The 14,044-nt window shown below is 56.2% G+C and carries 10 protein-coding genes; 9 read left to right on the plus strand and 1 reads right to left on the minus strand.

Translation table 11 applies throughout. The features are described 5' to 3' along the window. Positions 1–6 precede the first annotated feature (6 nt). From ACTU3N_RS08790 to ACTU3N_RS08830, 9 genes are all read left to right on the plus strand, one after another. The gene (locus tag ACTU3N_RS08790; protein WP_443085742.1) at positions 7–819 is read left to right on the plus strand and encodes a type VI secretion system accessory protein TagJ; all 813 of its coding nucleotides are present in this window, start codon (positions 7–9) and stop codon (positions 817–819) included. Further along, positions 812–1,375, plus strand: coding sequence for a type VI secretion system baseplate subunit TssE (tssE, locus tag ACTU3N_RS08795; RefSeq protein WP_443085743.1), 564 nt, complete (start codon positions 812–814; stop codon positions 1,373–1,375). Before ACTU3N_RS08790 ends, tssE begins: the two co-directional genes overlap by 8 nt. Positions 1,376–1,377: 2 nt before the next feature. Then, complete coding sequence (gene tssF, locus ACTU3N_RS08800; RefSeq protein ID WP_443085744.1) at positions 1,378–3,249, plus strand: type VI secretion system baseplate subunit TssF; 1,872 nt, start codon at positions 1,378–1,380, stop codon at positions 3,247–3,249. Further along, positions 3,246–4,289, plus strand: a complete 1,044-nt coding sequence (gene tssG, locus ACTU3N_RS08805; RefSeq protein ID WP_443085745.1) for a type VI secretion system baseplate subunit TssG — start codon at positions 3,246–3,248, stop codon at positions 4,287–4,289. Before tssF ends, tssG begins: the two co-directional genes overlap by 4 nt. A 111-nt stretch (positions 4,290–4,400) precedes the next feature. Further along, on the plus strand, positions 4,401–7,013 hold the full coding sequence (tssH, locus tag ACTU3N_RS08810) for a type VI secretion system ATPase TssH (protein ID WP_443085746.1): 2,613 nt from the start codon (positions 4,401–4,403) through the stop codon (positions 7,011–7,013). A gap of 26 nt (positions 7,014–7,039) precedes the next feature. Next, positions 7,040–8,452 carry a serine/threonine protein kinase gene (locus ACTU3N_RS08815; RefSeq protein ID WP_443085747.1) on the plus strand — a complete coding sequence of 471 codons (1,413 nt, stop codon included), beginning with the start codon at positions 7,040–7,042 and terminating at the stop codon, positions 8,450–8,452. Positions 8,453–8,532: 80 nt separating this feature from the next. Then, positions 8,533–8,913, plus strand: coding sequence for a DcrB-related protein (locus ACTU3N_RS08820; protein ID WP_443085748.1), 381 nt, complete (start codon positions 8,533–8,535; stop codon positions 8,911–8,913). Between the two features lie 39 nt (positions 8,914–8,952). After that, complete coding sequence (tssI, locus tag ACTU3N_RS08825) at positions 8,953–11,475, plus strand: type VI secretion system tip protein TssI/VgrG (RefSeq protein ID WP_443085749.1); 2,523 nt, start codon at positions 8,953–8,955, stop codon at positions 11,473–11,475. Continuing rightward, positions 11,472–12,164 carry a hypothetical protein gene (locus ACTU3N_RS08830; protein ID WP_443085750.1) on the plus strand — a complete coding sequence of 231 codons (693 nt, stop codon included), beginning with the start codon at positions 11,472–11,474 and terminating at the stop codon, positions 12,162–12,164. Before tssI ends, ACTU3N_RS08830 begins: the two co-directional genes overlap by 4 nt. A 200-nt stretch (positions 12,165–12,364) precedes the next feature. On the opposite strand, the gene fumA is transcribed toward ACTU3N_RS08830, so the two are convergent. After that, positions 12,365–14,014 (minus strand): class I fumarate hydratase FumA, encoded by a 1,650-nt coding sequence (gene fumA / locus ACTU3N_RS08835; RefSeq protein ID WP_443085751.1) that lies wholly within the window; start codon positions 14,012–14,014, stop codon positions 12,365–12,367. Positions 14,015–14,044 lie beyond the last annotated feature (30 nt).

Genomic DNA, 14,044 nt, shown 5'->3' on the forward strand with positions numbered 1-14,044 from the left:
GCGGCCATGAATACTCTGTTGCAACAACTGGCGGGCGAGTCGCTCAAAGAGAGCCTGGCACGGCTGGAGAGCCAGATTCGCACACAGCCGGGCGATGCGGATCTGCGCGCAGCCTTTGCGCAACTGTTGTGTCTTGATGCTAACTGGCCGCGTGCGCAGGCGCAGTTGAAAAGCTGGGCCGCGCTGAAACCTCAGGCGCAACCGACGGTGACGCTGCTGGAGCAGGCTATTAACGGTGAGCGCCAGCGTGCAGACGTGATGGCCGGGCGCGCACGTCCGGTCACGCCGGAAAACCAGTGGCCGTGGCTTGCCGGGATGATTAACGCACTGGAGGCGGAGCTGGCGCAGGCATCGGCGCACCGTGAATCCGCACTGGAGATGGCCGAGGCGAATCCGGGGCAGTTAACCACTCAGCATGGCGAAACCGTCGCATTTGACTGGCTGATGGATGGCGACTGCCGCTTCGGCCCGGTGTGTGAAGCCATCGTCAATGGTCGCTATTTCTGGCTGCCGTTCAGCGCTATCTCCGCCATGCAGTTTCAACCCCCGGCAAGTGTCACCGACCTGGTCTGGCGTCATACGCTGGTGCGCCTGCATGACGGCAGCGAACAGGTATGCCAGATCCCGGTGCGCTACCCGCTGGATGCCGACGCAGAAGACCGCTTCAAACTTGCGCGCGTGACCGAATGGCAGGCGCAGACGATTGATACGCCGCACTACCTGGGGATGGGGCAAAAAGTGTGGCTTAACGATGCCGCAGAGTATCCGCTGCTCGACTTATTAACCGTAAGCTTCACCACGGAAGCGCCGCATGAGTAATTCTGCGCACGATGAGGACCTGCTGCGCAGCGGCTGGCGCGCCAGGCGGGGCAAAGAGACGGTGGGCGCGCGCGATAAAATGCAGCCTTCACTGCTCGATCGCCTGACGGATGATACGCCGGATAAAGCCACGGAGCCGACCAACAGCAACCTCATCTCACACTCTGCGCTGCGCCGCCATGTGCTACGCGACCTGCAATGGCTGTTTAATACGGTGAATAACGAAGCACAGCAGGATCTCACCGGGTTTGCTGAAGTGCGTCGCTCGGTGGTGAATTTTGGCGTTGCGCCGCTCGCGGGTAAACGCATGTCCGATATCGAATGGCAGGATATTCAGCAAAAACTCAGCGAGGCCATTCTGCACTTCGAACCACGTATTTTGCCGCAGGGACTCCAGGTACGGTGTATTTCTGATACCCGGTCACTGGATTTGCACAACGTATTATCGATTGAAATAAAAGGCCGCCTGTGGTGCGTGCCGTATCCGCTGGAATTTTTATTTCGTACGGATGTTGATCTGGAAAACGGGCATTTCGAGTTGAAAGACGCGGGGTAATAATGGAAAGCAAATTACTGGACTACTACAACCGCGAACTGGCCTGGCTGCGTGAAATGGGGCAGGAGTTCGCTGCGCGCTACCCGAAAGTTGCCGGTCGCCTCGGTATGCGCGGGATGGATGTTTCCGACCCCTACGTTGAACGCCTGATGGAAGGCTTCGCGTTTCTCACCTCCCGCGTGCAGCTCAAAATGGACGCGGAATTCCCCCGTTTTTCCCAGCGTCTGCTGGAAATGGTTGCGCCAAATTACCTGGCGCCCACGCCGTCGATGGCGATTGCCGAACTGCAACCGGACAGCGCCAAAGGCGATCTCAGCAACGGGTTTGTGGTGCCGCGCGGCACCATGATGGACAGCCAGTTGATGAAAAAGAACGGTGTGACCTGTAGCTACACCACCGCACATGATGTCACGTTGTTGCCGCTGGCGATAAGCCAGGTGGAACTCGGCGGCGTCCCTGCCGATTTACCGCTCGCCCAGGTTGGGCTGAGCCAGCGCGGGGCGCAAAGCGCGCTGCGTATTCGCGTGAGCTGCGATGGTCCGGTCAACCTGAGCCATCTCGATTTTGACCGCCTGGAACTGTTTCTCAGCGGCCCGGATATGCAGGCGCTGAAACTGCTGGAGCTGCTGATGGAGCACCAGGTCGGCATCTTGTGCCAGGCCAGCGGGCAGAAAACGCCGCCGCTGGTACTGGGCGATGATGCGCTGCGCCAGGAAGGGTTTCGCGCCGATCAGGCACTTTTACCCGACGATCTGCGCAACTTCGACGGCTATCGTCTGTTGCTGGAGTATTTTGCTTTCCCGTCGCGCTTTCTGTTTATCAGTCTGCACGGCCTGCGCCCGATGCTTAAGCAAAGCGGCGAGGCGAAGTCTTTCGATATTATTATCCTGCTGGATAAAGCTGACGATCAGTTGGAGCGCGTGGTCGATAAAAACCACCTGGCGCTGCACTGCACGCCGGTAGTAAACCTGTTTCCCAAAGTCGCCGAGCGCCAGAAGCTCAGCGACAGCCAGCACGAGTACCATTTGGTGGTTGATAACATTCGCCCGCTGGATTACGAAATCTATGCGGTGACCAAAATTCACGCAAGCGTCGATGGTCAGCGCGACGAGCAAACCTTCCGCCCGTTCTGGAGTAGCTGGAGCGAGGACAACGGCAACTTTGGCGCCTATTTTTCCCTGCGTCGCGAACAGCGGGCGTTGTCAGAAAAAGCCCAGCGCTACGGCACCCGCACTGGCTATATCGGCTCTGAAGTATTCGCCTCGCTGGTGGATGAGCAGCACGCGCCCTGGCGGGAAGATTTACGCTATATCACCGCCGAAGTATTGTGCACCAGCCGCGACCTGCCGCTGATGCTGCAACAGGATATCGGCCACTTCGTGATGCCGGACTCGCTGCCGGTCAAAAATTTGCAACTGCGCAAAGGCCCGACGCCGCCGCGCCCGGCGCTGGCCGAAGGGCTAAGCACCTGGCGGCTTATCAGCCAGCTACAGATGAACTACCTAAGCCTGATGGATGGTGAGGACGGCGAAGGTGCGGCAGCCCTGCGCCAGCTGCTCGGCCTCTATACGCGCCTCGCCGAAGCGCCGGTTGCGCGCCAGATTGAAGGGGTACGCCACTGCGTGCTGGAACCGGTGCACCGCCGCGTACCTGAGCCGGGGCCAATCGTTTTTGCGCGCGGTGTGGGCATCACCCTGACCGTCGATGAACAAGCCTTTTCCGGCTTCAGCCCGTATCTGTTTGGCAGCGTGCTGGAGCGCGTCTTTGCCCGGCTGGTTGGCATCAACAGCTTCACCGAGTTCACGCTTAAAAGCCAGCAGCGCGGCGAAGTGGGTTACTGGCCGCCGCGCATGGGCAAAAGGGCGCTGATATGACCGACACCCTTGCCCGTATCCCGGCCATCACCCGTGCCAACGCGTTGCCGGAGCAATTCTGGCAAAACGTGATGGCAACGCCCTGGCGTTATGATCTGTTCACGCTGTTGCGCCATATCGATGCACGCGGCGGCGAGCGTTACCCGCTGGGGCGCGCGCCGTTGCCGCGCTTTGAACCGTTGCGTATTGGTCAAAAGCCCTCGCTCGGTTTTGCGCCTTCGACGCTTGCCAGCGTTACCCGGCGCGAAAATTCGCCGCTGTATGATGTCTCCATCCTGAGCTTTGGTCTGTTTGGCCCCAACGGCCCGCTGCCTGTTCATATGACGGAATACGCCAGCGAGCGCATCGATCATCATCAGGACCACAGTCTGAGCGCGTTTGCCGACTTGTTTCACCACCGGCTGACGCTGCTGTTTTACCGCGCGTGGGCAGATGCGCAGCCTACCGTGTCTCTCGACCGGGCAGACAATAAACGCTTTGAGCAATACATCGCTGCGCTTATCGGTATGGGCCAGCCTGGTCAGCTGGAAAAGGGCAGCCTCAGCCCGCACTCACGCTTTGCGCTTGCCGGGCATTTGACCCGCAACGGGCGCGACCCGGAAGGGCTTGAGAAGATCCTGCGCTGCTATTTTAAGGTGCCGGTGACGGTGGTGGAAAACGTGCCGCAGTGGATGCCGCTGAGCCTTCGCGAGCGCGCCTGCTTAAAAGGCGGGCGTCACGCGCCACGCCTTGGTCAGTCAGCCTTTTTGGGTAAAGCTGTGCGCGACGTGGCGCATAAGTTTCGTATCGAAATCGGCCCGCTGTCGTTATCCGACTACCGGCGTTTTATGCCTGGCGAAAAATATATTACCCAGCTGCGTGACTGGGTGCGCCAGTACCTGGGGATCGAGTACCAGTGGGAAGTCAAAGTGATTTTGCGCCATCAGGATGTTGAAGGCGCAGCGCTCGGCGGCGCAAGTCGTCTGGGCTACAGTGCCTGGCTTGGCGTGCAACCGCAGCCACAGGCGCGTGGAGATTTGGTCTTTAGCCCGGAGGGCTAACCTTCGATTTCAGATATCAGTCTGACGTATGCACACCATCATTCGCGCCGCATTGCTACACACGGACATCAGGCGACAGCCGGAAACTCATCATAAATAATGGAACAACCCATGTCAGAAATCAGCCGCGCCGTCTTATTCGGCAAACTGGATACGCTGTTATTTACCTCTCTGGAAAGCGCTACTGCATTTTGTAAACTGCGTGGCAACCCGTATGTGGAGCTGGTTCACTGGCTGCACCAACTGATGCAGCAGACGGACGGCGATTTACAGCAGATTATCCGCCACTTTTCCCTTGATGAAGAGGCGCTGACGCGAGACATCGTCGCGGCACTGGATAAGCTGCCGCGTGGCGCAAGTTCGGTGTCCGATCTGTCTGAACACATTGATACCGCCGTGGAACGTGCCTGGGTTTATGGTTCGCTGAAATTTGGCGTGACGCGTATTCGCGGCGGGCATTTGCTGGCGGGTATCCTGAAAACCTGGAGCCTTGCCACGGTGCTAAAAGGGATCTCCGCGCAGTTTGAGCGGGTCAGCGCTGATGCGCTGCTGGATGGGTTCGACACCATCTGCGCCAACAGTAAAGAAGCGCAGCAAACGGTCGTGGCGCTGGACGAAAACGCTGCCGTGCCGCAGGCGCAAGGTACGCTGGCGCAATATGGCCAGGATCTGACGGCGCGTGCGCGTGAAGGCAAAATCGACCCGGTGGTCGGGCGTGATGAAGAGATCCGCCAGATGGTGGATATTCTGATGCGCCGTCGCCAGAACAACCCGCTGCTCACCGGCGAGGCGGGTGTCGGTAAAACGGCGGTCGTCGAAGGCCTGGCGTTGCGCATTGCGGCGGGCGATGTGCCAGAGCCGCTGACGGACGTCCAGCTTTGGCTGCTTGATATCGGCATGCTGCAAGCCGGTGCCGGGATGAAAGGCGAGTTCGAAGCGCGCCTGCAATCATTAATTAATGAAGTGCAATCCAGCCCGACGCCGGTGATCCTGTTTATTGATGAGATCCATACGTTGATTGGCGCAGGTGGCCAGCAGGGAACCGGCGATGCTGCCAACCTGCTCAAACCCGCGCTGGCTCGCGGGCAGCTGCGCACCATCGGTGCCACCACCTGGGCTGAGTATAAAAAATACATTGAGAAAGACCCTGCGCTGACCCGTCGCTTCCAGACCGTGCAGGTTGCCGAACCGGATGAAGAGAAAGCGGTGCTGATGCTGCGAAGCACCGTTTCCGCGCTGGAAAAACACCACCGCGTGCTGCTGCTCGATGAAGCCGTGGTCGCTGCCGTGAAGCTTTCTCATCGCTATATTCCGGCGCGCCAGTTGCCGGACAAGGCCGTCGCGCTGCTTGATACCGCCTGCGCCCGCGTTGCCGTTAGCCTCAGCTCACCGCCGCCGCAGCTGGAAGATTGTCTGCACCGCATCGCCGGGCTGAACGTCGAGATAGAAATCGCTAATCGCGAAGCAAAAATGGCCGCGGGTGACAGCGAACGCGTCATCAAACTGCAAGCCGAGCTGGAGAAACTGGCGCAACAGCGTGATGCGCTCACCGCCCGCTGGGAGGAGGAACAGGCGCTGGTGGACGCGATTATCGCGCTGCGTGCACAGTTGCACACTTCGCCGGAAGATATCCAGCCTGCGCTGCGCGAGACGTTAGCGCAGCAGCAGCAAGCGCTGCGTGCGTTGCAGGGCGATTCACCGCTGCTTTTTACCTCTGTCGATGCAAATGTGGTCGCCGCCGTTGTTTCTGACTGGACCGGCATTCCGCTGGGCCGTATGGTGAAAAATGAGATAGACGCGGTGCTGAAACTGGCCGACACGTTAAATGAGCGTGTGATTGGCCAGCGCCACGGGTTGGAGCTTATCGCAAAACGTGTGCGCACTTCCCGCGCGCGCCTGGATGACCCGAACAAACCGGTCGGCGTGTTTATGCTCTGCGGCCCGTCCGGGGTCGGGAAAACGGAAACGGCGCTGGCGCTGGCCGAATCCCTCTACGGCGGCGAGCAGAACGTTATCACCATCAATATGAGTGAATTCCAGGAAGCGCATACGGTGTCGACCCTGAAAGGCGCGCCTCCGGGATATGTCGGTTACGGCGAAGGCGGCGTGCTGACCGAAGCGGTGCGTCGTCGTCCATACAGCGTGGTGTTGCTGGATGAAATTGAAAAAGCGCACCCGGACGTGCATGAGATCTTCTTCCAGGTGTTTGATAAAGGCTGGATGGAAGATGGCGAAGGGCGGCACATCGATTTTCGCAACACGATAATCATCCTGACCTCAAACGTCGGTACGGAACTTATCACCGGCATGTGCGCCGATCCAGAGCTGATGCCGGAGCCGGACGCGCTGCGTGATGCGCTGCGCCCGCCGCTGCTCCAGGTGTTCCCGCCCGCGCTGCTGGGGCGTTTGCTGGTAGTGCCTTACTACCCGCTCAGCGACGAGATGCTGGCGCAGATTGTGCGCTTGCAGCTCAAGCGTATCCAGCGCCGCCTGGCGGAGAATCACGGCATTGTTTCTGAAGTGGATGACAGCGTGGTTGAGCAAATCGTTGCCCGCTGCACCGAAGTCGAATCCGGCGGCCGCATGGTGGACGCCATCCTTACTAATACTCTGCTGCCGTTGATGAGCCAGCGATTACTCGACGCCAGCGCGCGGGACGAGCAATATAAGCGCTTGCGTGTCACCTTCGGGCAGGGTGAGTTTCACTGTCAGTTTGCGGCGTAAAGCCACTATCAAGAGAGTTCTCCAATATGACGGATCACGATAACAACCGGAGTGTACCGAACGCGTTGCCACCAGGATATCGCTTCAACGAATTTGAAATCAAAGAGGTGATTGGCGGCGGCGGTTTTGGCATCGTCTATCGCGCGTGGGACCACCAGCTTGAGCGAACCATCGCTATTAAAGAATTTATGCCTTCGTCGCTGGCGGTGCGCAATGATGATATGACGCTGGTTTTGCGCAGCGAGCGCTTCAGTAAAGCGTTTACCGCCGGGCTGAATAGCTTTATTCAGGAGGCGCGTCTGCTGGCGCGCTTTAACCACCCGAACCTGCTGCATGTGCTGCGCTTCTGGGTGCAAAACGACACGGCTTACATGGGCACGGTGTTCTACAGCGGAACAACGCTCTCCCGCCTGCGGGAAAAAGATCCGACGCTGATTAATGAAGCCTGGATCCGCCGCATGCTGCCGATGCTGCTCGGGGCTATTAAAACTATCCATGAAGAGGGGTATCTGCACCGGGATATCTCGCTGGATAATATCCAGATTCAGGAAAATGGCCTGCCGGTGCTGCTGGACTTTGGTTCTGCGCGCCGCAGCATCGGTTCCGTCTCTGATGAAACAGAAACCATGCTGCGCCCCGGCTACGCGCCTATCGAGCAGTATACCGACGATAACGAAAGCGAGCAGGGGCCGTGGACAGACATCTACGCGCTGGGCGCGGTGCTGCATACGCTGATTATCGGCTCGCCGCCGCCGGTGAGCGTGGTGCGCAGCATTCAGGATACTTATGTCCCGCTCGCCACGCGTAATATCCCCGGCTACTCGCTGGCGCTGTTACAGGCTATCGATCGCGCGCTGGCGCTGAAAATGGAAGATCGCCCGCAAACCGTGGATGAGTTTGCTGCGCTTATCGAGATGCCGGTTGCCGGTATTGATGACGTGATGAGCGTTAAACAGCCGGGAACGATGCTGGTGCCGGTGGAAGAGGCGGAAGAAAAATCGCTGCCGCTGAAAGAGTTGCGGCGTTACAAACTGCCAGGGCTGGTGGCCGCAGGCGTGCTGGTTGGGCTGATTGCTGGCGGTATGCTCTTTGGTGGCGACTCCGCTGGCGAAGAAGACACCGCCAGCAATGTGCAGCCGCAGGCACCGGTGCAGTCACAGGAACCGGTGGCGCAGCCGGGCGCTGAACCCAGCGACCAGGCCGCTGCTCCCGATGCTACCCAGGAACCGATTGCCCAAATTTATGTACGCATGAATGAAGGCGAGAAGATGAGCGTCAATGGCGAGGCGCAGTCTGTCTCGGCCGGTACCAATGGTTTTGCCGCGCTGAAATTACAACCCGGACGTTATGAAGTGGTATTGCGCGGCAATGGTCAAACACGTAGCCAGACAATTAATATTGCCAGTGCCGGTACCTGGCTTATTAACCCGCAGCCGTAGAAATCCCTTCTCACCGGGTAATTTCTGCCCGGTAGCGCGCGAGGAAAATACTTCGCGCGCGCTTATTAAAAGACCGCATTATGAATTTATTAACACTCAGCGATAATGGTGGCAGTGAATTTACCTTTGTTGTGTCGCGTGCAAGCGCGCAGGCAGATGATAAAGTTCACACACTCGCCGCCAGAAAAACCCGCGAGCTGGAAACAACACTCACCGACTTCCATCTTGAGTCTTCACAAATGCTGGAAGTGGATGGTTTTCCTGCCGTCGAGCTTTTTTATCAATTCAAAAATGATAATCACGTTATTTTCCAGCGCCAGACGATTATTTTGCTCGACGATCCGGCAACCGGTAAAAAAATGGTGAGTTATATCGGCACCTGCCCCGGGGAATTTAATGACGATCATCAAAAGCAATACCACGAAATTATCCAGAGTATTAAATTCCATCGCGCAAAATAATCGTGCCGGTGAAAAATTCTTTATTATGGACTTATCGCTATGCTGAACAGAATTACCGTGACGCTGCCGGTTGAAGGGCTGCTGTTCTGGAAACTCTCCGGGCGCGAGGCGCTGTCGGAATCATTCACCCTGTCGCTGAGCGTGCTGGGTACGGACGCGCGGGTTGACCGCAGCAGGCTGCTGGGCCAGCCGGTGACGGTGACGCTGCCGGCGCAGGGGCTGACGGGGGTGCGCTATCTGAACGGGAAGGTGACGCGGGTGGCGGTGAGCGCCGTGGAGCTGTCGGGCACGCGCTACGCGGTGTACCAGCTGACGATGGAGCCGGACCTGTGGCCGATGAAGCGCGACCGTAACCTGCGGATATTCCAGGGTCAGACGGCGCCGGATATTGTCAGGACGCTGCTGGGCGAATACCAGGTGAATGTCGAGGACAAACTGACGGGCAGTTACCGGGTGTGGGACTACTGCGTGCAGTACCAGGAGTCGAGCCTGGACTTTATCAGTCGTCTGATGGAGCTGGAGGGTATCGCGTACCACTTCCGCCACGAGGCGGACCGGCATGTGATGGTGCTGACGGATGCGGCGACGGAGCATGAGCCGTTTGCGGGTTATGAGAGTATCCCGTACCACGCGACGCCGTCGGGCGGGAGCACGGAGGAGGAGGGCATCAGCCAGTGGGCGCTGGAGGACAGCGTGACGCCGGGGATTTACAGCCTGGACGATTACGACTTCCGCAAGCCGAACGCGTGGCTGTTCCAGGCGCGGCAGAACCCGTCATCGCCGCAGCCGGGGAGCATTGATGTGTACGACTGGCCGGGCCGGTTTGTCGAGCACGGCCACGGGGAGTACTACGCGCGCATCCGCCAGGAGCGCTGGCAGGTGGAGCACCAGCAGATACAGGGCACGGCGACGGCCATTGGCGTGGCACCGGGTCACACGTTTGCGCTGTATAACGCGCCGTTTTTCAGCGACAACGGGGAGTACCTGACGACGGAGGCGAACTACTTCTTTGAGGAGAACCGTTACGCGAGCGGTAGCGATGGTCAGACGGAGCACCGGATAGACTTTACGGTCATCCCGTCGTCAGTGGTGTACCGCCCGGCGGCGGTGACGGCGTGGCCGAAGACGTATGGCCCGCAGACGGCGCGGGTGGTGGGTCCGCAGGGGGAGAGTATCTGGACGGATAAATATGGCCGGGTGAAGGTGAAATTCCACTGGGACCGGCAGTCGAAGGGCGATGAGACGAGTTCGTGCTGGGTACGCGTGTCGAGCGCATGGGCAGGCCAGGGATTCGGCGGGGTGCAAATCCCGCGGGTGGGGGACGAGGTGGTTATCGATTTTATCAACGGCGACCCGGACCGGCCGATCATCACCGGGCGGGTGTACAACGAAGCCAGCATGCCGCCGTGGTCATTGCCTGCCGCCGCCACACAAATGGGGTTTCTCAGCCGCTCGAAAGATGGCTCCGTGGATAACGCTAACGCCCTGCGCTTTGATGACAAAGCCGGGGAAGAGCAGGTGTGGATCCAGGCCGAGCGCAATATGGATGTCAACGTCAAGAATGATGCGTCACGATCGATTGGCAGCAACCATAGCCATTATGTGCGCAAAAATGAGCTGCATCGCGTTGAAGCGAATCAAACTCAGGCCGTGAAAGGCGAAACAAAGATCTTCACCGGCAAAGGTAAAATGGATGCGGCGGTCGAAGAATATGTTGTGGCGTCCGGCACTACGTTGCGTCTGGTGTGTGGTGAAAGTGCGATTGAGCTGAATGCCAACGGCAAAATCAATCTGGTTGGTAAATCCTTTAACATCTTCGTTGACGAGGATGGGCATATCACCACCGGCGGCAAGCTGAATCTGAATGCGGACGGTGCAAAACCGGGAACGGCCGCGCCGGGGGAAAATCATAAAAGCGATATAGACGCCGCGGTGCAGCAATTTTTTGCGCCGAATGGGGAGATAAAGCGTGGCAAAGCAGTAGTGCCTGCTCCTGCAAAAATGGCAACAGCTCAACCACGTGATAATTTTTCAAAAATTTCTCAGGTAGTATTTAAGAACGAAGGGGGTTTTGTGAATGATCCTGATGATTCGGGAGGTGCAACTAATAAAGGAATTGCATGGAAAACATGGACCCGATACGCCAAAGAGGATGTTGGGGTAGAGCCGACACTGGAAAATTTGCAAAACATTACTACTGAGCAGGCAGAGGTTATCTATCGTAAGCGGTATTGGGATCCGTCTGGTTTTAATGATCTGAAAGATCAAAAGCTCGCGCTTATGGCGTATGACTGGACGATTACATCGGGAGGAGCAGGCAAACAAATACAGAAATTACTTAATAATGAGTTTGGTCAGCAACTGGTAACAGACGGTAAAATTGGGCCAAAAACGATTGAAGCAATGAGTAGTGTGTCAGATTCTGCAAAGCTCACCTCAAGGATTGCTGACATCCGTAAAGAGTATTATGAAAATCTGGTGATAAATAATCCTAAAAATGCTAAATATTTAACGGGATGGTTAAACCGAGTCGATCGTTGTTCACAGGTGGTATTAGAATGAAAATAGCAACTGGCGTTTTTTTCTCGTTGATGTGTTTGTTGAGTTTTACAGCTTCCGCTGATGGGATATTTTCCGGGCATTGGACAGGTGAAAAATCTTCCTCATCTACCCTTAGTTTAAAAATATCTCAAAAGGGTGAACGGCTCACCGGGACTTATTGTTTTGTTAGCCAGAGTGGCAATCGGATTGATTGTCCGGAAAATGATGAGATCAATTTATGGGGAAGGGTAAATAATAACCATGCTGATATTGCTTTTAATTCATCATTTGGCGGTGTTAATGGTCAAGCAAAACTTGAAGTCAATGCCAATAATATGACGTGGTATATGATCCAGCCTCCGAAAAATGGTGAGTACTATGCGCCCAATAAATATACTCTTACAAAAGAACTAAAAACTAAAAAAGCGGATACCAGAAAATTTGTTACTGATAAATTTTCAATCACCGTCACGAATAAATGTGGCGATTTTACCTCAGCCTGCGAAGATATGTTTTATCTGGGAGTGAGAAAGAGTGATAATAGCGTTATTACACTGCGAGGAAAAACCGTAGAGATTGCAGGTCAGGTTGTTGGTGCTGAGTTTATGAATAAAAATATTACCTATAAAGTTAATTATGAACCGCCGCAACTTATTGTGAGTCAGGGGGATAAAATATTAGTTAATCAAACGGGTAAATGGATGGATTAAATTTTGCTCCCGTAATCCTTTCCGAATTGTCAGGTCTGTGCCGGAATTACTGACGATATCAGCAACGCAGCCAGTAGCCTTGGTGACGCCATTTTCCCCCTTCGCCCGCCGGAACCATTGTTACGGGTTCTTCTAATTACGATGTTTAGTTATTCGTCATATATTCAAACCCCGACAGCCGCCTGCCGGGGTTTTATCATTTAACGCTGGCTACAACCGTTGCACTGTTTGTTCTGGATCTGCTGGAAGAAGTCATTCCCCTTATCATCCACCAGAATAAACGCCGGGAAATTCTCCACTTCAATCTTCCAGATAGCTTCCATACCCAGCTCAGGGTATGCGACGCACTCCAGGCTCTTAATGCTTTGCTGCGCCAGCACCGCCGCCGGGCCGCCGATACTTCCCAGATAGAACCCACCGTGTTTTGCACACGCGTCAGTCACCTGCTGGCTGCGGTTGCCTTTTGCCAGCATAATCATGCTCGCGCCGTGCGATTGCAGCAGATCCACGTAGGAATCCATACGACCTGCCGTCGTCGGGCCAAGCGAACCGGAAGCATAACCTTCAGGCGTTTTCGCCGGGCCTGCGTAATAAATCGGGTGATCTTTTACGTACTGCGGCAGTGCTTCGCCATTATCAAGCAGCTCTTTCAGCTTCGCGTGGGCAATATCACGCGCCACAATGATCGTTCCGTTCAATGACAAACGCGTGGACACCGGATGTGCGGAAAGCGCTGCAAGGATCGCGGGCATCGGCTGGTTCAGATTAATGCTCACCGCTTCACCTTCGCCTGCCTGGCGCAGGGCTTCGGGAATATACTGCCCCGGATTGTGCTCCATTTTCTCAATCCAGATACCTTCGCGGTTAATCTTCGCTTTGATATTACGATCCGCAGAACAGGAAACACCCATACCAATCGGGCAGGATGCACCGTGGCGCGGCAGGCGAATAACGCGGATATCATGCGCAAAGTATTTGCCGCCGAACTGCGCGCCGAGGCCAAGATTCTGCGCTTCCTGCAACAACTCCTGCTCCAGCTGCACATCGCGGAAGGCCTGACCGTGCTCGTTACCCTCGGTCGGCAACCCATCATAATAGCGCGTCGAAGCAAGCTTCACGGTTTTCAGCGTCGATTCTGCCGACGTGCCGCCAATCACAAAAGCAATATGGTACGGCGGGCAGGCTGCGGTACCGAGCGTACGCATCTTCTCAACCAGGTAATTTTTCAACTTCGCCGGGGTGATAAGCGCTTTGGTTTCCTGGTAAAGATAGGTTTTATTCGCAGAACCGCCGCCTTTAGCAACACACAGGAACTTGTACTCGTTACCGTCAACGCTGTACAAATCGATCTGTGCCGGCAGGTTAGTACCGGTATTAACCTCTTTATACATATCCAGCGGGGCATTCTGGGAATAACGCAGATTGTCCTGGGTATAGGTGTTATACACGCCGCGCGCCAGCGCCGCTTCATCACCGCCACCGGTCCATACATTCTGGCCTTTTTTACCCATAATAATTGCCGTACCGGTATCCTGGCAGGTCGGCAATACGCCTTTCGCGGCAATTTCTGAGTTACGCAAAAATTGCAGCGCGACGTATTTGTCGTTTTCACTGGCCTGTGGATCGGTAAGAATGGCAGCCACCTGCTGCTGGTGGGACGGACGCAGCATAAAAGACGCGTCGTGGAAGGCCTGTTGCGCCAGTAGCGTCAGCGCCTCCGGTTCCACTTTTAATATCTCCTGACCTTCAAATTCTGCGATGGAAACGTACTCGCGGCTCAACAGATAATACTCAGTATTGTCTTTTGCCAGCGGGAACGGATCCTGGTATACAAAGGGTTTATTCGACATTGCTCTTTACTCCAGAAAATTAAACCGCCG

It is taken from the genome of Vagococcus sp. WN89Y, from assembly GCF_052220145.1.
Classification (GTDB): Bacteria; Pseudomonadota; Gammaproteobacteria; order Enterobacterales; family Enterobacteriaceae; genus Kosakonia.

Excerpts from the sequence above, each read along its gene's own strand:
- ACTU3N_RS08790 (WP_443085742.1), top strand. The coding sequence starts at position 7 with ATGAATACTCTGTTGCAACAACTGGCGGGCGAGTCGCTCAAAGAGAGC.
- tssE (WP_443085743.1), top strand. The coding sequence starts at position 812 with ATGAGTAATTCTGCGCACGATGAGGACCTGCTGCGCAGCGGCTGGCGC.
- tssF (WP_443085744.1), top strand. The coding sequence starts at position 1,378 with ATGGAAAGCAAATTACTGGACTACTACAACCGCGAACTGGCCTGGCTG.
- tssG (WP_443085745.1), top strand. The coding sequence starts at position 3,246 with ATGACCGACACCCTTGCCCGTATCCCGGCCATCACCCGTGCCAACGCG.
- tssH (WP_443085746.1), top strand. The coding sequence starts at position 4,401 with ATGTCAGAAATCAGCCGCGCCGTCTTATTCGGCAAACTGGATACGCTG.
- ACTU3N_RS08815 (WP_443085747.1), top strand. The coding sequence starts at position 7,040 with ATGACGGATCACGATAACAACCGGAGTGTACCGAACGCGTTGCCACCA.
- ACTU3N_RS08820 (WP_443085748.1), top strand. The coding sequence starts at position 8,533 with ATGAATTTATTAACACTCAGCGATAATGGTGGCAGTGAATTTACCTTT.
- tssI (WP_443085749.1), top strand. The coding sequence starts at position 8,953 with ATGCTGAACAGAATTACCGTGACGCTGCCGGTTGAAGGGCTGCTGTTC.
- ACTU3N_RS08830 (WP_443085750.1), top strand. The coding sequence starts at position 11,472 with ATGAAAATAGCAACTGGCGTTTTTTTCTCGTTGATGTGTTTGTTGAGT.
- fumA (WP_443085751.1), bottom strand. The coding sequence starts at position 14,014 with ATGTCGAATAAACCCTTTGTATACCAGGATCCGTTCCCGCTGGCAAAA.